The 21,552-nt window shown below is 61.8% G+C and carries 22 protein-coding genes; 13 read left to right on the top strand and 9 right to left on the bottom strand.

The genetic code is table 11. From position 1 onward, the window contains the following. Positions 1 to 4: 4 nt before the first annotated feature. A complete protein-coding gene (acpA, locus tag N018_RS16770; RefSeq protein ID WP_025390277.1) occupies positions 5 to 1,687 on the bottom strand; it encodes an acid phosphatase in 1,683 nt (560 codons plus the stop codon). 92 nt (positions 1,688 to 1,779) lie between these two features. Beyond that, complete coding sequence (locus N018_RS16765) at positions 1,780 to 2,574, bottom strand: substrate-binding periplasmic protein (RefSeq protein WP_025390276.1); 795 nt, start codon at positions 2,572 to 2,574, stop codon at positions 1,780 to 1,782. A gap of 100 nt (positions 2,575 to 2,674) precedes the next feature. On the opposite strand from N018_RS16765, the gene dnaX reads away from it, so the two are divergent. After that, positions 2,675 to 4,834, top strand: coding sequence for a DNA polymerase III subunit gamma/tau (gene dnaX / locus N018_RS16760; protein ID WP_025390275.1), 2,160 nt, complete (start codon positions 2,675 to 2,677; stop codon positions 4,832 to 4,834). 60 nt (positions 4,835 to 4,894) lie between these two features. Continuing rightward, positions 4,895 to 5,221, top strand: coding sequence for a YbaB/EbfC family nucleoid-associated protein (locus tag N018_RS16755; RefSeq protein ID WP_002552818.1), 327 nt, complete (start codon positions 4,895 to 4,897; stop codon positions 5,219 to 5,221). A gap of 257 nt (positions 5,222 to 5,478) precedes the next feature. Here the strand turns inward: N018_RS16755 and N018_RS16750 are convergent, their stop codons facing one another. The 5 genes from N018_RS16750 to N018_RS16730 form a co-directional block, all read right to left on the bottom strand. Then, positions 5,479 to 6,945: an aldehyde dehydrogenase family protein gene (locus tag N018_RS16750; RefSeq protein WP_025390274.1), complete on the bottom strand. Its 1,467-nt coding sequence runs from the start codon at positions 6,943 to 6,945 to the stop codon at positions 5,479 to 5,481. Positions 6,946 to 7,100: 155 nt separating this feature from the next. Continuing rightward, a complete protein-coding gene (locus tag N018_RS16745; RefSeq protein WP_038401859.1) occupies positions 7,101 to 7,958 on the bottom strand; it encodes a GNAT family N-acetyltransferase in 858 nt (285 codons plus the stop codon). Between the two features lie 38 nt (positions 7,959 to 7,996). After that, the gene (locus N018_RS16740) at positions 7,997 to 9,181 is read right to left on the bottom strand and encodes an NAD(P)/FAD-dependent oxidoreductase (protein WP_025390272.1); all 1,185 of its coding nucleotides are present in this window, start codon (positions 9,179 to 9,181) and stop codon (positions 7,997 to 7,999) included. Between the two features lie 19 nt (positions 9,182 to 9,200). Then, positions 9,201 to 9,593, bottom strand: coding sequence for a RidA family protein (locus tag N018_RS16735; RefSeq protein ID WP_024647438.1), 393 nt, complete (start codon positions 9,591 to 9,593; stop codon positions 9,201 to 9,203). Continuing rightward, positions 9,583 to 10,719, bottom strand: a complete 1,137-nt coding sequence (locus tag N018_RS16730) for a DSD1 family PLP-dependent enzyme (RefSeq protein WP_025390271.1) — start codon at positions 10,717 to 10,719, stop codon at positions 9,583 to 9,585. Before N018_RS16730 ends, N018_RS16735 begins: the two co-directional genes overlap by 11 nt. Positions 10,720 to 10,815: 96 nt before the next feature. Here N018_RS16730 and N018_RS16725 point away from each other — a divergent pair, with 96 nt between their 5' ends. Together N018_RS16725 and recR are read left to right on the top strand one after the other, a co-directional pair. Continuing rightward, positions 10,816 to 11,700 (top strand): LysR family transcriptional regulator, encoded by an 885-nt coding sequence (locus tag N018_RS16725; protein WP_025390270.1) that lies wholly within the window; start codon positions 10,816 to 10,818, stop codon positions 11,698 to 11,700. A gap of 111 nt (positions 11,701 to 11,811) precedes the next feature. Then, the gene (recR, locus tag N018_RS16720; protein WP_024647435.1) at positions 11,812 to 12,414 is read left to right on the top strand and encodes a recombination mediator RecR; all 603 of its coding nucleotides are present in this window, start codon (positions 11,812 to 11,814) and stop codon (positions 12,412 to 12,414) included. Between the two features lie 21 nt (positions 12,415 to 12,435). On the opposite strand, the gene N018_RS16715 is transcribed toward recR, so the two are convergent. Beyond that, complete coding sequence (locus N018_RS16715; RefSeq protein WP_024647434.1) at positions 12,436 to 12,759, bottom strand: EscU/YscU/HrcU family type III secretion system export apparatus switch protein; 324 nt, start codon at positions 12,757 to 12,759, stop codon at positions 12,436 to 12,438. Next, a complete protein-coding gene (gene fliK, locus N018_RS16710; RefSeq protein WP_025390269.1) occupies positions 12,759 to 14,393 on the bottom strand; it encodes a flagellar hook-length control protein FliK in 1,635 nt (544 codons plus the stop codon). Before fliK ends, N018_RS16715 begins: the two co-directional genes overlap by 1 nt. Positions 14,394 to 14,583: 190 nt before the next feature. On the opposite strand from fliK, the gene ccmA reads away from it, so the two are divergent. From ccmA to ccmI, 9 genes are read left to right on the top strand one after another with little or no spacing between them, the layout of a single operon-like run. Further along, positions 14,584 to 15,225, top strand: coding sequence for a cytochrome c biogenesis heme-transporting ATPase CcmA (ccmA, locus tag N018_RS16705; protein WP_025390268.1), 642 nt, complete (start codon positions 14,584 to 14,586; stop codon positions 15,223 to 15,225). After that, positions 15,222 to 15,893: a heme exporter protein CcmB gene (ccmB, locus tag N018_RS16700; protein ID WP_025390267.1), complete on the top strand. Its 672-nt coding sequence runs from the start codon at positions 15,222 to 15,224 to the stop codon at positions 15,891 to 15,893. The genes ccmA and ccmB overlap by 4 nt, the downstream gene beginning before the upstream one ends. Before the next feature lie 54 nt (positions 15,894 to 15,947). Then, entirely contained in the window at positions 15,948 to 16,751 is an 804-nt protein-coding gene (gene ccmC, locus N018_RS16695) for a heme ABC transporter permease (RefSeq protein WP_025390266.1), read from the top strand. Continuing rightward, a complete protein-coding gene (gene ccmD, locus N018_RS16690; protein WP_025390265.1) occupies positions 16,748 to 16,924 on the top strand; it encodes a heme exporter protein CcmD in 177 nt (58 codons plus the stop codon). Before ccmC ends, ccmD begins: the two co-directional genes overlap by 4 nt. Next, positions 16,921 to 17,406: a cytochrome c maturation protein CcmE gene (gene ccmE, locus N018_RS16685; protein WP_025390264.1), complete on the top strand. Its 486-nt coding sequence runs from the start codon at positions 16,921 to 16,923 to the stop codon at positions 17,404 to 17,406. Before ccmD ends, ccmE begins: the two co-directional genes overlap by 4 nt. Next, positions 17,403 to 19,376 carry a heme lyase CcmF/NrfE family subunit gene (locus tag N018_RS16680; RefSeq protein WP_025390263.1) on the top strand — a complete coding sequence of 658 codons (1,974 nt, stop codon included), beginning with the start codon at positions 17,403 to 17,405 and terminating at the stop codon, positions 19,374 to 19,376. The genes ccmE and N018_RS16680 overlap by 4 nt, the downstream gene beginning before the upstream one ends. After that, positions 19,373 to 19,909 (top strand): DsbE family thiol:disulfide interchange protein, encoded by a 537-nt coding sequence (locus N018_RS16675; protein WP_025390262.1) that lies wholly within the window; start codon positions 19,373 to 19,375, stop codon positions 19,907 to 19,909. Before N018_RS16680 ends, N018_RS16675 begins: the two co-directional genes overlap by 4 nt. Further along, the gene (locus tag N018_RS16670; RefSeq protein WP_025390261.1) at positions 19,906 to 20,376 is read left to right on the top strand and encodes a cytochrome c-type biogenesis protein; all 471 of its coding nucleotides are present in this window, start codon (positions 19,906 to 19,908) and stop codon (positions 20,374 to 20,376) included. The genes N018_RS16675 and N018_RS16670 overlap by 4 nt, the downstream gene beginning before the upstream one ends. Beyond that, positions 20,373 to 21,548 (top strand): c-type cytochrome biogenesis protein CcmI, encoded by a 1,176-nt coding sequence (gene ccmI / locus N018_RS16665; RefSeq protein WP_025390260.1) that lies wholly within the window; start codon positions 20,373 to 20,375, stop codon positions 21,546 to 21,548. The genes N018_RS16670 and ccmI overlap by 4 nt, the downstream gene beginning before the upstream one ends. The last annotated feature ends 4 nt before the right edge of the window (positions 21,549 to 21,552 follow it).

Below are 21,552 nucleotides of genomic sequence, written 5' to 3'. Positions count from 1 at the left end.
TTTGTCAGGCGGGAAAGTGCAACGCGTTGGTCAGGTCGCCCATGGGCGTCTGGCCGCGCGCGATCATGGCTTCGTCGCGGCGTTTCAGGCCGTCGAGTTTCTCCAGACCGTGGACGCGGGTAATCAGGCGCAGGATCGACGCGGTGTCGTAAACCGTGTGGTCCACCTTGCCCTTGCGGGCGAAGGGTGAAATGACCAATGCCGGAATACGCGTGCCGGGGCCAAAGCGGTCGCCTTTTGGCGGTGCGACGTGGTCCCACCAGCCGCCGTTTTCGTCCACGGTGACGACAATCACCATGTTGTCCCACTGCGGGCTGTTGCGCAGTACCTTGATGACCCGGTCGATGTGTCGGTCACCCGAGGCCACGTCGGCATAACCGGCGTGCATGTTCAGGTTGCCCTGGGGTTTGTAGAAGGTCACGGCTGGCAACTTGCCGGCTTCGGCATCGGCCAGGAAGCGGTTGGTGCTCGACTCGTCACCCAGACCACCGTCACGCAGACGCTTTTTGCGCTCGGTCGGGTTCTGCGGGCCTTGCTGTTTGAAGTAGTTGAACGGCTGGTGGTGGTATTGGAAGTTAGGGATTTTCGGGATGCCGGTAGAGTCCTTGAACTCGTCGAGCGTCACTTGCCAGGCGCCGGCGTACCAGGCCCAGTCGACATTCCTTTTCGACAGTTTGTCACCGATATGCTCGTGGCTCTGCGGCACCAGCACGTTGGCCAGGTCCGGTTTCGAGTAATCAGGGTTCTGTGGGTCGCGCAGCCAGGTGGGCCAGTACGGCGGGGCCATGGTGTTGACCGCGTAGCCATCCGGCGTGATCGCGCTGGGGCCGAATTGCGGCGGACCTTCCATGGCGCTGGCAGGTGACTTGTCCAGCGGTTTAAGGCGTGAGTCCAGCGGATTCATGCTCTGCAGCGACGCGATCTGCGACTTTGCAACCGAATCGGCGGCGTTCGGATAGGTCGGCGCGGTGGCCGAGATCAGGTATTGGTGGTTGAGGAACGAACCGCCAAATGCGCCCTGGAAGAAGTTATCGCACAGTACGAACTCTCTGGCGACGTCCCACAGGCGCAGCGAGTACTGGCTCTGCGCGTAGTTGCCCATGGTCAGTCCGCCAGCATCGGCCCAGGCCACGAACCGGTCGTTTTTGCCGTCGTTGATCTGCATCTGGTTCTGGTAAAAGACGTGCCAGAGGTCACGGGTCACCAGGCTCAGCGGCAGGTCTTCGGCATTCGGGCCTTTGAGCGGGAAGGGCGCGTTGGGCAGGTTTTCCTGAAACTGCACGCCGACCGGATAGGTCACGCCGTCGACCGTCTGAGGCCCGACCTGCAATACCCCGCCCCAGGCTGGCGGCAGCTTGTCGAGCAACGTGCCGTTGCGGTCGCGCTGCTGATACTCGGCAGGCCTGAGCGAAGACAGCGGCTTCTGCACCCCGGGGAAATCCCCGAACAGATTGTTGAAGCTGCGGTTTTCGGCGTAGATCACCACCACCGTTTTCACGTTTTCACGCAAGGCCCGGTCCAATGCCGGTCCGGAGAGGTGATGCCGGTCTGGCTCGGCAGGCGGCCGTTCGTGAGCCGACACATAGCCGCTGAGCGTGACGCCTGCGCCCAGTGCTGCCATCCCGCCGAGAAAGCGACGACGGCTGGGGTTTTCGTTGTTGTCTTCGTCGTCTGGTCTATCGCTCATCGCCTGATACCTGCCTGAGGTTATGTGTTACCAAAGATTTCAGGCGAGGTTAGCGGTGAAACATGACGGTTTTGCGACAGCGAATCTGAAGGTTATTGCGCCGGCAAGGCGGTGTAATGGTCGATGGTTTGTTGAAGTTCGCCTGACTGCTGCATCTGCACCAGTGTGCGCAGGATCCTGCCTACCGGGAGGTTGCTGTCATTGCGGATCATGCACGCAGCAGGCTGCTCGGAGACCAGCGAGATGGGCTTGAGTCGCTTGCCGATCGGCAAGCTCTTGTTGACCCATTCGAGGATCAACTCGCTGCTCACTGCGTAGTTGTAGCGTCCGGCCATGAGCTTGCCCAGGGTCTGCGTCTGGGTGCGTGCGTCTTCACGGACCAGTTGATGGTTGTCGAACAGATGTTGCAGGGCAGGGTAGTTGTAACCGAGCACTGTGCCCACGGTTTCATTGTCGAACTGCTCGGGGTGCGGACCGGCAGCGGTTTCGGCGGAGGCGACCAGCCAGTCGCGTTGGTAAAGGATCGGCGCACTCCAGAGGTAATCGCCGGACAGGTCCGGATACCACGCCTGGGCGCTGTAACAATACATGTCCACCTCGCCGCGCTCCAGCGCCTGCTGGATACGCGTGCGCGGCATGATGTGGTATTCGGCTTCAAGGCCGACGTGATGCGCGATGCTTTGCATGATGTCGAACAGGATCCCGGAGCGCGGCTGGTAGTTGACGATCTGCATCATCGGCATGGTCCAGCCCTCGTTCACTGCAAAGCGCAGCGGGGGCTGCGCAGCATTGCCAGTACAGGCACACAGCAACAGCAAAGCCGCCGCGATTCCACGCAGTGGCCGCAGCGTTGCAAAAGCCGGAATATGACGCGTCAATACATTCATTTGCCTAGCGTAGACACAATAGAGACGGACACCAGATGCAATTTTGCCCCTGCTCGGCTAGCATTGGCGGTCTTCCGCTTACCAGTCGCGACGGTTTTCAATGAGTTATCAGGTTCTTGCACGTAAATGGCGTCCGCGCTCGTTCCGCGAAATGGTCGGCCAGGCTCATGTGCTCAAGGCCCTGATCAACGCGCTGGACAGTCAGCGTCTGCATCACGCCTATCTGTTCACCGGTACGCGGGGCGTCGGCAAGACGACCATCGCGCGGATCATCGCCAAGTGCCTGAACTGCGAAACCGGCATCACCTCGACGCCCTGCGGCACCTGTTCGGTGTGCAAGGAGATCGACGAAGGCCGCTTTGTCGACCTGATCGAGATCGACGCCGCCAGCCGCACCAAGGTCGAAGACACCCGCGAGCTGCTGGACAACGTGCAGTACGCGCCCAGTCGTGGCCGCTTCAAGGTCTACCTGATCGACGAAGTGCACATGCTGTCCAGCCACTCGTTCAACGCCTTGCTCAAGACGCTGGAAGAGCCGCCGCCCTACGTCAAGTTCATCCTCGCCACCACCGATCCGCAAAAACTGCCGGCGACCATTCTGTCGCGCTGCCTGCAGTTCTCCCTTAAAAACATGACGCCGGAGCGCGTGGTCGAGCATCTGACCCACGTGCTGGGCGTCGAGAACGTGCCTTTCGAAGACGACGCACTGTGGCTGTTGGGGCGCGCGGCCGACGGTTCGATGCGCGATGCGATGAGCCTCACCGATCAGGCGATTGCCTTCGGCGAAGGCAAGGTGATGGCTGCCGACGTGCGCGCCATGCTCGGTACGCTGGATCATGGTCAGGTGTTCGATGTGCTGACCGCGTTGCTCGAAGGCGATGCGCGCGGTGTGCTGGAGGCGGTGCGCCACCTGGCCGAGCAGGGGCCTGACTGGAGCGGCGTGCTCTCGGAAATACTTAACGTGCTGCACCGCGTGGCGATTGCCCAGGCCTTGCCTGAAGGCGTCGACAACGGGCATGGCGACCGCGAGCGGGTGCTGGCCCTGGCGCAGGCGCTGCCTGCCGAAGACGTACAGTTTTATTACCAGATGGGCCTGATCGGCCGACGCGACCTGCCGTTGGCCCCTGATCCGCGTGGCGGTTTCGAGATGGTCCTGCTGCGCATGCTGGCGTTCCGACCGGCCGACAGCGAAGACGCGCCCAGGCAGCCACTAAAGCCGGTGGGGATCAGCCAGGCCACGGTTGATTCCCAAAAAACAGTGGCTGATGTGACACCTGTTACATCGGCGACGCAGGTAGCGCCAGTCATGGCGGCTCCTGATCCTGCTTTTGAGGCGCTGCCGCCGGCGGTTGCTCCAGTGCAGGCGGCCACTGTCAAACCCGAGCCGGTCGTACCGTCGGCACCAAAGCCCGAGCCGGTCGAAGAAATCGATCTGCCGTGGAATGAACCCAAAGCGCCGGTTGCCGAAAAGACGCCCGAGGCAGCGCCAGACGAGCCAGACGCCGAACCGCTAGCCGAGCCAGTGCTGGAAACTGTTTCCGAGCAGCCCGACCTCACGCCGATGCCGACCCCTGCGCCAGCCAGCCCTGTGCCGGATGCGCCGGAGGCCGAGGCTTCGCAACCGGTCGAGGAGCCGCAGGCCACGCCAGCGATGCTCGAAGCGATTCCTGATTCCGCCTACCTGTCAGCGCCGATGGATCGCGATGACGAGCCGCCAGCGGACGACGATTACGTCGAGCCGGACATCGACATCGATCCGGCGTCCTACAGCTACCTTGACGAACTGGCGCATGAAAGCGTGGTCGAGCTGGAGGCGGTCGAGCCAGAGCCGGCACCTGCTGCCATGCCAGCTACTGGTCTTGCTGCCGAATGGCTGGAAGTGTTTCCTAAGCTGCCGATTTCCGGCATGACCGGTAGCATCGCCGCCAACTGCACGCTGATCGCGGTCAATGGCGACGATTGGCTGCTGCACCTCGACCCGGCGCACAGCGCGCTGTTCAACTCGACCCAGCAGCGCCGCCTGAACGATGCGTTGAACCAGTACCATGGGCGTACGATCAACCTGAGTATCGAGCTGATCAAGCCCGAGCAGGAAACCCCTGCCCAGGCCGCCTCGCGCTTGCGTGCCGAACGCCAGCGCCAGGCCGAAGCCTCGATTCAGGCTGATCCGTATATCCAGCAGATGCTGCAACAATTTGGCGCTGTGATTCGGGAAGACACGATCAAACCGGTGGATGCGCCTGCGGTGCAGACTCCATAACCCAGATCTGGCGCCCTTGGCGCCGTGCAAACGAACCATCCATTTTCGAGGAGATATCCCATGATGAAAGGTGGCATGGCTGGCCTGATGAAGCAGGCGCAGCAAATGCAGGAAAAAATGGCCAAGATGCAGGAAGAACTGGCCAACGCAGAAGTCACCGGTCAATCGGGCGCAGGCCTGGTAAGCGTGGTGATGACCGGTCGTCACGACGTCAAGCGCATCAACCTGGATGACAGCCTGATGCAGGAAGACAAGGAAGTGCTGGAGGACCTGATCGCCGCCGCCGTCAACGACGCCGTGCGCAAGATCGAACAGGCCAGCCAGGACAAGACCGCCTCCATGACCGCCGGCATGCAACTGCCACCGGGCATGAAACTGCCGTTCTGACGGCGGGTTGCGTGATGATCAATGCCAGGCCAGGTGCCTGGCATTTTTCTGCCTGCGTTTCTTATACATAAATTTGAAGCCAGACTGACTCTCGTGCCAATGCTCCGCGCGGCATTGCCCAAGATCGGACGCAGAGCGTCCAGAACGGCATGCCGACGCGGAGCGTCGCACGATAGTTGAGGTAGCCCGATTTTTCGGGGTTATCGAGCCTCAGGTATAGCGATGAACGCGGTGCATCAGCAGGAGCGTTAGCCCGGTCAAACTGGGCCAAACCCCACAATCGCCTTGATCTCCAGATACTCTTCGAACCCATGCACGCCATATTCGCGGCCATTGCCCGAGCGTTTGTAGCCGCCGAACGGGGCCATCGGGTTCCAGGCGGGGTAGTTCAGGTGAACCTGGCCGGCGCGGATGCGCGAAGCCACCGAGCGCGCCTGTTCAAGGTCCTGACCTTGCACGTGTGCGCCCAGCCCGTACACCGTGTCGTTGGCAATCGCGACCGCTTCATCAATCGTGTCGTAGGCAATCAGGCACAGCACCGGGCCGAAGATTTCTTCCTGGGCAATACGCATTGATGAGTCCACCTCGGAAAACACTGTCGGTCGGGTGAAGAAGCCTTGCTCGTGTCCTTGCACACGCCCTGGACCGCCGCAGACCAGTTTCGCGCCTTCGCTGATCCCTGCCTCAATCATTGCCTGCACGCGATGGAACTGTGCTTCGTTGGCGATAGGGCCCAACACGGTGTCTTCCGACTGCGGGTCGCCGACGATAATGGTTTTCGCCGTCTCGGCAGCCAGCGCTTCGACTTCTGCCAGACGGTCTCTGGGCACGATCATCCGGGTGGGTGCGCTGCATGACTGGCCGACATTACGGAAGGCAGCCATCACACCCGGTGGCACCGCCTTGGCGAAGTCGGCATCCGGCAGCAGAATATTCGGTGATTTACCGCCCAGTTCCTGCGTGACCCGCTTCACAGTCGGCGCTGCGGCCTGAGCAACAAGCGCGCCTGCGCGGTTGGAACCGGTGATCGAAATCATGTCGATATCCGGGTGCGCAGCCATTGCGCCACCCACTTCCGCGCCGCTGCCGTTGACCAGGTTGAACACCCCCGGCGGCAGACCGGCGTCATGCACCAATTGCGCAAACAGCAGGGCACTCAATGGCGACAGCTCGCTGGGCTTGAGCACCACGGTGCAACCCGCAGCAATAGCCGGAGCGACTTTGGCGGTGATTTGATAGAGCGGCCAGTTCCATGGCGTGATCAGCCCGCAGACACCGATCGCTTCGCGGTTGATGGCCGTGCCGCCTTCCACCGTCTGGAAGCGATAGGTCGCCAGCAGATCGCGTGCGACCCTTACGTGTTCGGCAGCAAGCGGCACCTGCATGGCGCGGGCCGAGCCGATGGCAGCGCCCATTTCAAGCGAAATCGCCTGTGCCAGTTCTTCCTTGCGTTCGATGATCAATTCATGGATGCGGCCGATGACCTTTGCCCGCAACGCTGGTGAGGTAGCGGACCAGCCTGCAAAGGCTGCCCGCGCCGCTGCCACGGCACGGTCGACATCGGCGGCAGAACCACTGGCGACATGCGCCACCACTTGTTCGGTCGCCGGGTTGATCACCGGAATACTGGCCGGGTTGAGCGGGGCGCACCATTGACCGTCGATATAGAGTTTCTGCGACGTGTGCGGATCAACGCAATGGCTGTTCAAGGACTGAGTGGTCATCCAGCGGGCTCCCCGGAGCAATGATGATTTGATATCAATAAGCTAACAAAGGGTTCTGGCTAAAAAGCGTCTAACTTCAGGGCCGCAAAGAATAATCTGCTGTATGCAGCCCGCTGACATGGCGGACCTGTTTCGGCCCGCAATTCGACCTGATTTCAGCCGATGGCCTGAGTTACCAGCGCAAACTGCTGCACGTCCGGACTCGCTGGCGGAGGCGTACCGAGCACCATGCGCGGCGCGCGGTCGACACAGGGCAGGCCCATTCCTTCCAGCCATCCGGCCAGCCCGCAGTCAGCCAGAATGTCGAAGCGCACAAACTGTTCAGGTATGAGTCGCAGCAGGTGGCTGATCAACTGCCTGGCCTGCCCGACATCGCGCGCGACCACCGGACCGATGATATGCCCACGACCAAAGCGCCTCAGTAGAGCGATGCCCTGCAACTGGCCGTCATGTTCGATACCCAGCGCCTGCTCGGCATCCCACAGCAGATCGGTCAGCACGACAGTGCGGTCCAGGCCGCTGCCTGCATTAGCCAGCCGGATCAGTTGCGGATGATCATCCGGACCTAACGTGCGAAGCTGCAAACCGTCGTCCGCAATTCCGGTTTCAGGCAACCGAGGAATACCCTGATGCTGTTGAATTCGGGCGAAATCGACAAAACCAAGACTCCGGTAAAGCGGCGCGCCCAGTTCCGTGGCATTGAGGATCGGCGTGCGTGGTGCTGTGGCTTGCAGGCAGCTATTCATCAGGTGACGACCAATGCCCTTGCCCTGATGCTCGTCGCTGACAATCACCAGGCCAATCGACGACCAGTCGCCCTGATGGCAGGTGAAGGCTACGCCAACCAGTTGCCCGTCACATTCGGCGACAAAGCCTTCGGAGGTGCGCTGCACCATCGCCCAGTCTTCTTCACGATGTGGCCATTTGAGGTGAACCGAGAGCGCATGGGCTGCCGGCATATCCGCAGCAGTCACTGGGCGATACTGATAACGGGATTCTGACGTGGCGGGCATGGCGTCTCCTTGAAAATGAATTGGGTGATCGGTCTGGCTCATATCAGCTTGCCTGCACTCATCAGGCTGGAGACAAAGGGCATCTCGATGGCGCCAGGGTCGGTAAAACGGCGGATATCGAACGGGCTGATCAGCGTGCGAGTGCTGCCGGTGCTGATCAGCTCGGCCATCACGTCGCCGACGCCAGGGCCGAGCTGGAAACCGTGGCCGCAGAAACCGAATGCGTAGAACAGGCCGTCCACCTTGCCGCTGCGGCCCATGATCGGCAGTGAATCCGGCGTGTAGCTTTCAATTCCGCTCCAGACGCGGATGATGTTCAGCTTCTCTGCGCCAGGCAGCAGGCGGCTCATCTGCTTCATCTGATTGATCAGGCTTTCCGGCTTGAAATAGGCGCGGCGGTTGAGCATGTCTGGCTTGTTGCGATTGCCGCCGCCGATGATGATGTTGCCGCGCGGGATCTGCCGGAAATAGATCACCTCTTCCTTGATCCTGGTGAACACGCCGATAACCGTGGGCAGGGCGTAGGGCACCGGTTCGGTCACCGACATCTGCGGGCCGTTCGGTTCAAGGGGCACCGGCTCGCCGAACTGCTCGGCCAGCTTCGCAGCCCAGGCCCCGGCAGTGATCAGCAGTTGCTCGGCGACGAACAATTGCCCGTCGGTGGTAGTGACCTGAAACTCGCCGCCGACCTTCTGCACCTCAGCCACCTCGGTACGTTCTTCGATTCTTGCCCCGGCGCGGATCGCTGCCCGGGCGAAGGCGGGCGCTGCCAGACGCGGGTTGGCGTGCCCGTCATGGGGCGCGTAGGAGCCGCCTTTGACTTGCGGGCCGAGAAACGGGAAGCGCTCATGCAGTGCCTTGCCCCTGATCACCTGTAAATCCAGTTCGCGGGCTTCCGGGGCAGCTGCGTAGGCTTCCAGTTCGGCGATCTCGTCTTCGCGATAACAGACGCGCATGTGGCCGCTGGGAATGAATTCCAGGTCTTCACCGATCAATTCCGGCAAACGCTTCCACAGCGCCCAGGAGCGATTGGACAGTTCCAGCTGGCCGAGAAATCGCCCTTGGCGGCGCACGTTGCCGAAGTTCACGCCGCTGGCGTACTGGCCGATCTGGTCACGTTCCAGCAAGGTCACCGAGCGGCCGTGCTGGCGCAGAAAAAACGCCGATGACGAGCCCATGAAGCCGCCACCAATAATCAGAACATCGCTTTTCTGTGGGTTCATCAGGTGCTCCCGATCCTGTTCATCGTGCGGCGCGCGCCAGGGCTTCGATCTCGATCAGGTAGCCGTGGTGCAACTCGGGCACCGGCACCACCGCGCGCGCCGGACGGTGTTCACCCAGATAACCCGCATAGATCCGGTCGAAGGCGGGCCAGTGCCGGATGCCTGCGACGTACACCGTGACTTTGAGCAGATCATTCGGACCACAGCCAGCAGCACCGAGGATGGCAAACAGGTTATCCAGTGCGATGGCCGCCTGAATTTCAAACGGTTCATCAACACTGTGGCTGCCGTCGGCGCGTACCGGCAATTGACCGGAAACATGCAGCGTGCCCTGATGCAGCACCGCCTGGGAATAATGCCCGCCCGGCGCTGCCGCAGAGGGTGTGCGGATCAGTTCGATATCACCAGCCATGCAGACGACTCCAGGTGTGCACTGCGCCTTCGGCGTCGCAGGCGTGGTAGTCCGGGAATTGCGCACCGGTCGCGCACGCGTGATTGGGCAGAATGCGTAAACGGCTGCCGATGGGGAAGCGGTCTGTGAGGTTCGCGCTGTCACCCGCAGCCAGGGTGATAATGCCGTGTTCCTGATTGGCCCCGGTTACGCGTGCGCCGTCGATCCACTCGCCGCTGTCGGTGCAGACCTGACCGTAACCGAAATCCTGTCGCTGGCGCTGGGTGCCGCGATCCCGGCTCATCGCCATCCAGCCTGCGTCGACGATGATCCAGCCTTTGTCCTGCTGATGCCCGATAACCGTGGTCAGCACGCTCAAGGCCAGTTCGTCCGCCCGGCACACGCCGATGTTGTGCATCACCAGATCGAAGAACACATACACGCCAGCCCGCACTTCGGTTACGCCTTCCAGACCTTGCGCAGACAACGCCGTGGGCGTGGAGCCGATGCTGACGTCAGGGCAGGGTAGCCCGGCGCCACGAATGCGTTCGGCGGCGCTGACACACAGCACACGCTCCTGCTCGGCCAGGGCTTGCAAGGCTTCCGGCGTGTCGAGGTCGTAGCTGGAGCCCGCGTGGGTCATGACCCCGCGTAGTTGCATGCCACCGTCGACCAGTGTTCCAGCCACATCGATAAGCGCGCTGTCGGCGACGGTCAGCCCGGAACGGTGGCCGTCGCAATCGATTTCAATCCACACCTCGAAGCGCTCGTCATGCTGCTGGCCAAAGGCGACGATGGCCTGAGCCGCCACCACGCTATCAGTAAGTATGCTCAGGCGGCAGCCGTTGCGCCGTAACCTGAAGGCCTGATCCAGCTTGCCGGGGGCAATGGCGACGGCATAGAACACATCGTTGATGCCTTCGGCAAAGCAGTGCTCGGCTTCCTTCAAGGTAGAAACCGTAACGCCGCTGGCACCTGCGGCAATCTGTGCCTGAATGACCGGCAGCGATTTGCTGGTCTTGACGTGCGGGCGTAAACGCACGCCCAGTTCATTCATGCGCTGCTGCATGCGCTGGATATTGCGCTGCATACGGGGCACATCCAGCAGGGCAACAGGCGTATCAAGAGAGGACAGAGAGGCTGACATGGGCAAGGCTCGCAGGGCGGGGTACGAGCAGCACTCTACTCACGGATGATGAAGCTGTGGTTCAATGAATTGTCATCAATCCTTAAGCTGAACTGAATGATTGCCATCGAAGATCTGCGCCTGGCCGTGACCCTCTCGCGTTGCGAGTCCCTCAGCGCTGCCGCCCGCGTCCTGAATGTCTCGCCGCCAGCGCTGTCGATGCGCCTGCGCAAGCTGGAGACGCAACTGGGCATCACCCTGGCCAATCGTGATGCCAGACGCCTGAGCCTGACCGCCGATGGTGAGCGGTTCGCCCGGGAAAGCGCGCACCTGCTGGAACAACTGGAGGCGCTTCCGGAATCCTTCAAACAGCGCGACGAGCGACTGGTGGGAACCCTGCGCCTGGCCGCGCCGTTCGGCTACGGGCGTCAGCGTATCGCGCCGCTGCTGTCGCGCTTCGCCAAACTGCATCCGCAGCTGTGCCTGCACCTGGACCTGCGCGAAACGCCGTGGCCAGATCGTCACGACAGCGATGCCGTGATTCATATCGGCAGCCTCAACGACAGCCTGTGGATCGCCAAACCTCTGGCGCAGAACCACCGCTGGCTGTGCGCCAGCCCGGCCTACCTTGAGCAGCACGGCGTGCCTTCGACGCCGGACGAGCTGGCTGGCCATCGCTGTATCTGCATCCGCGAAAACGACGAGGACGTCACCCTCTGGCACCTGAGCAAGGGCCAGACGAAAAAGACCCTGCGCATCGAGCCCGCGCTACTCAGCAACGATGGCTCGGTGGCGCGGCGCTGGGCCGAGCAGGGACAGGGCATCGTGCTGCGTTCGCAATGGGATGTCAGCGATGCCATCGCCAGCGGCAATCTGCGGCGAGTGCTCGCTGACTGGCAGCTGGCCAGCGCGCCGATCAGCCTGCTGGTGCCGCTGCGCAAGCACCGCAGTGCCAGAGTTCAGGCGCTGACGGAGTTTCTGGAGACGGCGTTGAAGGTTTGATTCCACGACGGGCCAACGCGCCTGTTGGTCGCAGCGTTGCACACCTCAATTGACGCTCACGGCAACGCACGGGTATAAACCGCGTCTTGTGTTTTTGTCGGATTTTTCTCCATGAGCTTCAGCCCCCTGATTCGCCAGTTGATCGATGCCTTCCGCGTGCTGCCGGGTGTCGGTCAGAAAACCGCACAACGCATGGCGTTGCAACTGCTGGAGCGCGACCGCAGCGGCGGCTCCCGGCTGGCGCTGGCGTTGGGCAAGGCGATGGATGGCGTCGGTCACTGCCGCTCGTGCCGCACGTTGACTGAGGAAGAATTCTGCCCGCAATGCGCCGATCCACGTCGCGACGACACGCTATTGTGCGTGGTCGAGGGGCCAACCGACGTGTACGCGGTGGAGCAGACGGGGTATCGCGGTCGCTATTTCGTGCTCAAGGGTCACCTGTCGCCCTTGGATGGTCTGGGTCCGGACGCCATCGGTATTCCGCAACTGATGGAGCGTATTGCTCAGCAGGGCACGTTCACCGAAGTGATCCTGGCCACCAACCCGACAGTGGAGGGGGAGGCCACTGCGCACTACATCGCCCAGTTGCTCAACGACAAAGGCCTGGTAGCTTCGCGTATTGCCCATGGTGTGCCGTTGGGTGGCGAACTGGATCTGGTCGACGGCGGCACCCTGGCGCACTCGTTTGCCGGGCGCAAGCCGATTGCGCTGTGAAGCCGGTGAGCGCTTCTGCCGTCACCAACGTGGCGTGATGTCGCGTTCCACGGGCGGCGCGTCCGGGTCCTGACCCACCGGAAACTTGCCTTTCAGGTGCCAGGCAAACGCGATGATTTCGGCGATTGTGCGGTACAGCGGCTCGGGAATGCTGTCACCCAGCTCCATGCGGGCCAGCAGTTTGACCAGCTCGGCATTCTCGTAGATCGGCACTTCGTATTCCCGGGCAATCGCCAGAATGGCTTCGGCCAACTGGTCATCACCCTTGGCGCTGAGGGTCGGCGCGCTCTGGCCGTCATAGCTGAGGGCGATTGCCTGGCGCGGGCTGTGGTCAGGTTGTGTCATCAGGCGTTCTCGTCGATCCAGCGTTGTTCAAGGGCAGTGCGTGGTCCCTGCGGCGGAGTTCCGTGGTTGCAGGCCAGCTCACCGACCGTCAGACCACATGCCGTCAGCCGCTCGCGTAAATACCCCAGTTCATGTTCGATCAGCGCGGCGCTGTCGGGGCGTTCGGCCCACAGTTGGCTGGACAACGTGCCACGCAGCAGTTGCGCATTCACTTGCATCGGCCCCAGCGGCTCGAGATCAAACGCCAGATCGACTTTCCAGAGTCTTTCGCGGTTCTCGGTGATCTCTATGTTGTCCCGCTCTTCGCCGCTTTCCGGGTCCGGCTTGTCTTCACGCTGCACTTTTACCTGCAACGGGACGATGTCATGGGCGTTGCGCATAGGCACTTCCAGTTGCCAAGTGGTCACCTGGGTGCCGTCGGCATTGGTACGCGTCTGCTCCAGCCCGCCCAGTTGATGGCTTTGCAAACGTGAAACGGCGGCTGCGGCCAGCTTCAGCAGGATCTCCAGATCCTCTTCCTGCTCACCGCCGCTGACATTGCGCGACGGCAGCGGGAAGCTGCCTGGTGGCGTGCGTGCGGCAACCATGCCCAGCGTTCCCAGCGCATAGCGCATCGCATTGGGCATGGCGCGCGCCAGGGTGTTTGAAGCCGCTGCTGCACCATAGGACTGATTTTCCGGCAGCCCTGGCAGAATCTGACTGATCAGGCGCATCAGATTGGCCTTCATGTCCGGGGCTTGCATCGGGTTCAGACCGGCGAGCAGTTTTGCCTCCAGAAACGCGCCGCTGGCGTTGAGGGCCTGAGCGACACCTTTAGGCGTGGTCATTTGCTGAATGTCGGGCAGGTCGTCGAGCAACTGGGCGATGCTGGCTTGCAGCTGGGCGCTGATCGGAGAACTGGCCGGGTTGCCATTGAGCGGATTACTGCCCGGCAGGTTTTGCAGGGCGTTGATCAGGTTTTCCAGCGAGCCCTGACGATTTTGCTGGGTGGTCAGTTGCTGGGCCAGCGCCAGTTGATCGAACCGGCTGGGCAGGGCGACGAAGTTCAAGGCCTGGCTGCCCTGCACCTGAGCGCTGAGCAGGCTGCCGACGGTCAATGGCTGCGGGCTTTCGATGGTCAGGCTGGAACCCGCCAATGCGGTGTTGAGCAGCATGACGATGGAGCGATAAGTGGGCGTCGTCGCGGCCGGGTTGGGGACGTTCGTCGGATTGGTCGCCGGGCTGAGTTCCTGGCTGGTCAGCACCTTGCCCTGTAATAGCGTGCCCGCGGGCAACTGACGAGTGTCGATGCTGGTCATCGAGTTCTTCAGCGCGTTGTTGAGTTGTTGCAGGCTCAGGGTCAGCTCATTGGACGACGCCTGCGCCACTTGCAGCAGGCTGCCGGGGGTGAACGGCACGCTGCTGCTGACCGGCAAATTGGTCTGGGTGCCGTTGGCCAGTACCAGGCGCAGCAGCAACTGGAAATTCTGGTTGACCTGCTTGAGGGTCAGCACTTCGGCGTCGACGGTTTCGCCTTCGGGAATCAGGTTTTCCGAAGAATGCAGCAGGGTCAGGACCTGTGCAGGAGAAACACCGGCGCGTAGCAGTGTCGTGATGGGGGCTGTCGCCGGAACGCTGGTGATGTCGCCTGTCATTGAAATATCGACCTGAGGAAATTGCCCCTTTGATAACAGGACTCGCATGTATAATACCGGCCGAAACCGGGCCGGGCGCCATTAACTTCTCTTCATGTAACGGCTGCATCAATCCCGACTTGAACCGTCTTTCACTCCGTATGTGTCTGTTTTGGCACATTTCGCGACGCAACAGCACTGGAAATGCCCAATGATCCCGGTCCCCCCATTTTTGCAAGCGAAGGCTCTGGCCTGTGAGCGGGACTGGCGGGTGCTGTTCGAAAACCTCGATCTGCAACTGCGTTCCGGCGAGATGTTGCAGGTCAGCGGCCCCAATGGCTGCGGCAAGACCAGCCTGCTGCGGGTGTTGTGCGGGTTGATGCAGCCGACCGCCGGGCAGGTACTGCTCAACGGCCAGCCGCTCGACCGGCAGCGTGCAGAGCCCGGCCGCAACCTGTTGTGGATCGGCCATGCGCCGGCGCTCAAAGACCTGCTTACGCCGCTGGAAAACCTGGCATGGCTGTGTGCCTTGCATCAGCCAGCCAGTTCCGACGCTATTGTGCAGGCGCTGGGTTCGGTCGGGCTGACCGGTTTCGAGGACGCGCCCTGCCACACGTTGTCGGCCGGACAACAGCGTCGGGTGGCGCTGGCGCGCCTGTATTTGCCTGGCCCGCCGTTGTGGATGCTTGATGAACCCTTCACCGCGCTCGACCGGCAAGGCATCGCCCAACTGGAAAATCATCTGGCAGAACACTGTGAGCAGGGCGGCATGGTCGTCATGACCACTCACCACACCTTGAGTCGCTCGCCCGCGGGTTATCGCGAGCTTGATCTGGCGCAGTGTTCAGCATGAGCACTGTCTTTGTATTGTTGATGGTGCGTGAAGCAAAACTGCTGGCGCGTCGCCCGGCAGAGCTGGTCAATCCTCTGGTGTTCTTTGCACTGGTGATTGCCTTGTTCCCGTTGGCCATTGGCCCGGACGCGCAATTGTTGCAAACCTTGTCGCCCGGACTGGTCTGGGTCGCGGCCCTGTTAGCCGTGCTGCTCTCGCTGGACGGGCTGTTTCGCAGCGATTTCGAGGACGGCTCGCTGGAACAGTGGGTCCTTTCGCCGTACCCTTTGGCGCTTCTGGTTCTGAGCAAAGTACTGGCACACTGGGTTTTTTCCGGGCTGGCGCTGGTACTGTTGTCGCCCGTGCTGGGGTTAATGCTCGGCTTGCCGGTGAGCTGCCTGCCGGTGCTGATGCTGTCGCTGTTACTGGGCACGCCGGTGCTCAGCCTGATGGGCGCAGTGGGCGCGGCGTTGACGGTCGGTTTGAAGCGCGGCGGCCTGTTGCTCGCCTTGCTGATCCTGCCGCTGTATATCCCGGTGCTGATCCTGGGCAGTGCTGCGCTGCAAGCTGCCCTGCAGGGCATGCCCGTGACCGGCTACCTTTTATGGTTGGGCAGCCTGACGGCTCTGGCGATCACCCTGACACCCTTTGCAATAGCTGCCGGCCTGAAGATCAGCGTCGGTGAATAATCGAGGTTCCGGGATCGGTACTGCCGATGCCCTGCAAAACCCTGGAAACACCTGATGAAAAGCGACGCTATGAAAAGCAGCATCGGTTGGGCCTGGTTTCATACCCTCGGCTCGCCGAAAGGTTTTTACCGTATCAGCGCACGCTTGCTGCCGTGGCTGAGTGTCGCCGCCTGTCTGTTGCTGGGTATCGGCATCGTCTGGGGCCTGGCGTTCGCGCCGCCGGATTACCAGCAGGGCAACAGTTTCCGGATCATCTACATCCATGTGCCTGCCGCGCTGCTTGCGCAGTCCTGCTATGTGATGCTGGCCGTGTGCGGCGTGGTCGGGCTGGTGTGGAAGATCAAGCTGGCCGATGTCGCGCTGCACTGCGCCGCGCCCATTGGTGCCTGGATGACCGCGCTGGCGCTGGCGACAGGGGCGATCTGGGGCAAGCCGACCTGGGGCGCCTGGTGGGTCTGGGATGCGCGTCTGACGTCGATGCTGATTCTGCTGTTCCTGTATTTCGGCCTGATCGCGCTGGGCAATGCGATCAGCAACCGCGACAGCGCGGCCAAGGCCTGCGCAGTACTGGCTATCGTTGGCGTGGTGAATATCCCGATCATCAAATACTCGGTGGAGTGGTGGAACACCCTGCATCAGGGCGCCACGTTCAGCCTCACGGAAAAACCGACGATGCCTGCCGAAATGTGGCTGCCGCTGCTGTTTACGGTCCTGGGTTTCTACTGTTTTTTCGGCGTGGTGCTGGCATTGCGCATGCGGCTTGAAGTGCTGCGCCGCGAATCGCGGAGCCAGTGGGTCAAGGCGGAGGTGATGCGCAGCCTGGGGCAAATGCCTGCGCAGCCGGAGAACAGGCCTTGAGCTTCGAATCATTCAGCGACTTTATCGCCATGGGCCGTCACGGATTGTTTGTCTGGTCGGCTTACGGCCTATGTGCGTTGGTGTTGCTGATCAACGTGGCGCTGCCGTTACTGGCACGGCGGCGGTATTTAAAGCAACAGGCGCAGCGCTTGAAGCGGGAGAACAGGCCGTGAAGCCGCTGCGCAAAAAGCGTCTGCTGATCATTCTTGCCGTGCTGCTCGGTGTCGGCCTGTCCGTGAGCCTGGCGCTCAGCGCGCTGAAGGAAAATATCAATCTGTTCTATACGCCAAGCCAGATCGCCAATGGCGAGGCACCGCTGGATACCCGTATTCGTGCCGGTGGCATGGTGGAAAAAGGCTCGTTGCAGCGCTCCGCCGACTCGCTGGACGTGCGCTTTGTGGTCACCGATTTCAACAAGTCGGTGACCATCACCTATCGTGGCATCCTGCCTGACCTGTTCCGCGAAGGGCAGGGCATCGTGGCGTTGGGCAAGCTTGATGCTCAGGGCGTAGTGGTGGCCGATGAAGTGCTGGCCAAGCACGACGAGAAGTATATGCCGCCGGAAGTGACCAAGGCGTTGCGCGAAAACGGCCAGCCAGCACCGGCTGCGCCCTTTGTCCCTGTGAGCGTGCCCGCAAGCGAGACTGATCGATGATCCCCGAACTCGGCCACCTGGCCATGATTCTGGCGCTGGGCTTTGCGCTGGTGCAGGCGATCATTCCGCTGATCGGTGCCTGGCGAGGCGACCGACTGTGGATGAGCCTCGCACGCCCGGCAGCCTGGGGGCAGTTCAGTTTTCTGATCTTCGCCTTCGGTTGCCTGACCTACGCCTTTATGGTCGACGACTTTTCCGTCGCCTATGTGGCGCAGAATTCCAATACCGCGCTGCCGTGGTACTACAAGTTCAGTGCCGTATGGGGCGCGCATGAAGGCTCGTTGCTGCTCTGGGCGCTGATCCTTGGCGGCTGGACCTTTGCAGTGTCGGTATTTTCCCGGCAATTGCCACAAGAGATGCTGGCGCGAGTGCTGGCAGTGATGGGCATGATCAGCCTGGGTTTCCTGCTGTTTCTGATCCTCACCTCCAATCCTTTCGCACGTCTGTTGCCGCAGATGCCCGCCAACGGTCGTGATCTCAACCCATTGTTGCAGGACATCGGCCTGATCGTGCATCCACCGATGCTGTACATGGGTTACGTCGGTTTTTCGGTGGCCTTTGCGTTTGCCATTGCGGCCTTGCTCGGCGGGAGACTTGACGCTGCCTGGGCACGCTGGTCGCGACCGTGGACGCTGGTCGCCTGGGCCTGTCTTGGCATCGGTATCAGCCTCGGTTCATGGTGGGCCTATTACGAACTGGGCTGGGGCGGCTGGTGGTTCTGGGACCCGGTGGAAAATGCCTCGTTCATGCCGTGGCTGGTCGGCACCGCGCTTATTCACTCACTGGCGGTCACGGAAAAGCGCGGCGTGTTCAAGAGCTGGACGGTGTTGCTGGCGATTGCGGCGTTTTCCCTGAGCCTGCTGGGTACGTTTCTGGTCCGTTCGGGGGTGCTGACCTCGGTGCATGCCTTTGCCTCGGACCCTGCGCGTGGCGTGTTTATCCTGATGTTCCTGCTGGTCGTGGTCGGGGGCTCGCTGACCCTGTTCGCGGTTCGTGCGCCGGTGGTGAAAAGCCACGTCGGCTTTGGCCTGTGGTCGCGGGAGACCTTGTTGCTCGGCAATAACCTGCTGCTGGTGGTTGCCGCGTCAATGATCCTGCTCGGCACGCTCTATCCATTGGTCATCGACGCCATGAGCGGCGCCAAGATGTCGGTCGGCCCGCCTTATTTCAACGCCTTGTTCGTGCCGTTGATGGGCGTGTTGCTGGCGGTCATGGCAGTCGGCGTACTGGTGCGCTGGAAGGACACGCCGCTGAAGTGGCTGCTGGGCATGCTCGCCCCGGTGCTGATTGGCAGCGCGTTGTTGGCGGTGATCGCCGGGGTGGTCATGGGTGATTTCCAGTGGGCGGTGCTGGCAACCTTCATGCTCGCCGCCTGGGTGTTGCTGGCCGGGCTTCGCGACCTGTTTGACAAGACGCGTCACAAGGGCCTGCTCAAGGGCGCCAGCAGCCTGGCCCGCAGTTACTGGGGCATGCAATTGGCTCATCTGGGCATCGTGGTGTGCGCGCTGGGTGTGGTCTTGTCGAGCCAGAACAGTGCCGAGCGCGACCTGCGCATGGCCCCCGGCGAGTCCACTGAACTGGGCGGTTATGTGTTCGTGTTCGAGGGCGCCAAGCACTATGAAGGGCCAAACTTTATTTCGGATCGCGGCACGCTTCGCGTGCTGCGCAACGGCGTACAGCTCACCGAACTGCACCCGGAAAAACGCCTGTACACCGTGCAACAGTCGATGATGACCGAAGCCGGCATCGACGCCGGGTTCAGCCGTGACCTGTACGTGGCGCTGGGTGAACCATTGGGCAATGGCGCCTGGGCGGTGCGGGTTCACGTCAAACCCTTCGTGCGCTGGATCTGGTTCGGTGGGTTGCTGACCGGGCTGGGCGGTGTGCTGGCGGCGCTGGACCGCCGTTATCGCACCCAAGTCAAAAGCAGGGTGCGTGAAGCGCTGGGCATGTCGGGAGCTGCGCTATGAAACGCTGGATCATGTTACTTCCGCTGGTGCTGTTTCTCGGCGTAGCAGCGTTTCTGTATCGCGGCCTGTACCTGGACCCTGCCGAACTGCCCTCGGCGCTGATCGGTAAGCCGTTTCCGGCGTTTTCGTTGCGCGAAGTGCAGGGCGACCGAGTGTTGAGTCGTGCCGATTTGTTGGGTAAACCGGCGTTGGTCAATGTCTGGGGCACCTGGTGTGTGGCATGCCGGGAAGAGCATCCAGTGCTCACTCGTCTGGCGCAGCAGGGCGTATTGATCTACGGCGTGAACTACAAGGACGTCAACGCCGATGCAATCAAATGGCTCAAGGAATTTCATAATCCTTACCGGCTCAATATCCGCGACGACGAGGGCACGTTGGGCCTGAATCTCGGCGTGTATGGCGCGCCGGAAACCTTTCTGATCGACCGTCAGGGCATCATTCGTTACAAACACGTCGGCGTTGTCGACGATGCGGTCTGGCGTGAAAAACTCGCGGCGCGCTATCAGGCGCTGGTTGATGAGGGCAGACCATGAGGCGCTGGCTTTTCGTCTTGCTGCTGAACCTGTTGCCATACGGTATTGCCCAGGCGGCCATTGATGCCTACACCTTTCGTGACGACGCCGAGCGCGCTCGTTACAGCGAACTGACCCGCGAGCTGCGTTGCCCCAAATGCCAGAATCAGGACATCGCCGATTCAAATGCACCCATCGCCGCCGACCTGCGCAAGGAAATCTACCGCATGCTGGGTGAAGGGCAGAGCAATCAGCAGATCATCGATTTTATGGTCGACCGCTACGGCGACTTCGTGCGCTACAAGCCAAGCCTCAGTGCGCGCACCTGGCTGTTGTGGTTCGGCCCGGCCGGTCTGTTGCTCGGCGGCGTTGTGGTGATCGGTTTTATCGTCGTGCGTCGTCGCAAGCAGCTCCCTGAACACGCGGCGCAATTATCCGATGATGAGCAACAGCGCCTCGCCAGACTGCTGGACGATCACCGCGCATGATTGACTTCTGGATGGCAATCGGCGCGTTGCTGTTGGTGGCGCTGGGCTTTTTACTGATTCCGGTGCTGCGCGGCCATCGTGCGCAGCGTGAGGAAGACCGCACCGCGCTGAATGTGGCGCTGTATCAGGAGCGACTGGCCGAGTTGCAGGCGCAACAGCAGCAGGACGTGTTGTCGTTAGAACAGTTGCAGGACGCGCGCGCCGAAGCTGCCCGCGAGTTGCTTGCCGACACCGAAGGCGCCGAACCCGCTCGCAGCTCCCGGCTGGGCAGGCCTGCCTTGTTGCTGGCTTCGGTACTGGTGCCGCTGCTCGGGCTGGCGGGTTATCTGACTCTGGGGGCGAGTGACCGCGTCGAGCTGAGTCGTGAATTTGCTCAGCCGCCGACCTCGCTGGCCGACATGACCCGGCGTCTGGAGCGCAGCGTGCAGGCCCAGCCGGATTCGGCCGAAAACCTGTATTTTCTGGCGCGCAGCTACATGGCGCAGAATCGTCCCGGCGATGCTGCACGCCTGTTCGAGCGTTCGGTTGCCTTGGCCGGAAGGCAGCCGGAGTTGCTCGGGCAATGGGCGCAGGCCGTGTATTTTGCCAGCGACAAGCACTTCACCCCGCAGGTGCAAGCGCTGACCGATGAAGCGCTGCAGGCCGATCCCAAAGAGGTCACCAGCCTGGGTCTGCTGGGGATCGCCGCGTTTGAAACGCAGCGTTATCAGGCAGCGGTGGATTACTGGACCCGGCTGCTGGCGGCGTTGCCTGCTCAGGACGCATCGCGTTCGGCACTGGAAGGCGGAATTGCCCGCGCCCGAGAGCACCTTGCTGGACAGCCGATGAAGGCCAAGGCACTTAAAGTGCGTGTCGAGTTGGCTGACTCACTCAAAGGAAAAGTACAGCCGACTGACAGCGTGTTCATTTTCGCCCGTGCCATCAATGGCCCGGCCGCGCCGCTCGCGGTCAAGCGCATCACGGTGGCCGACCTGCCTGCCGAGGTTGAGCTGAGTGATTCGGATGCAATGCTGCCGCAACTGAAACTGTCGACCTTTGCGCAAGTCCAACTGGTTGCGCGAGTATCGCGCGCGGGGCAGCCAACCACCGGTGAGTGGGTCGGCCGCAGTCAGCCGCTGGCCAGCGATACCTCTGCGCAGCAGGTGTTGACCATCGACAGTCCGGATAACTAGAGAA

The sequence above is a fragment of the Pseudomonas syringae CC1557 genome (assembly GCF_000452705.1).
In the GTDB taxonomy this organism is placed as follows: domain Bacteria; phylum Pseudomonadota; class Gammaproteobacteria; order Pseudomonadales; family Pseudomonadaceae; genus Aquipseudomonas; species Aquipseudomonas syringae_F.
Note: the sequence above shows the minus strand (reverse complement) of the source record. Positions and strands in the feature narration are given on the sequence as shown.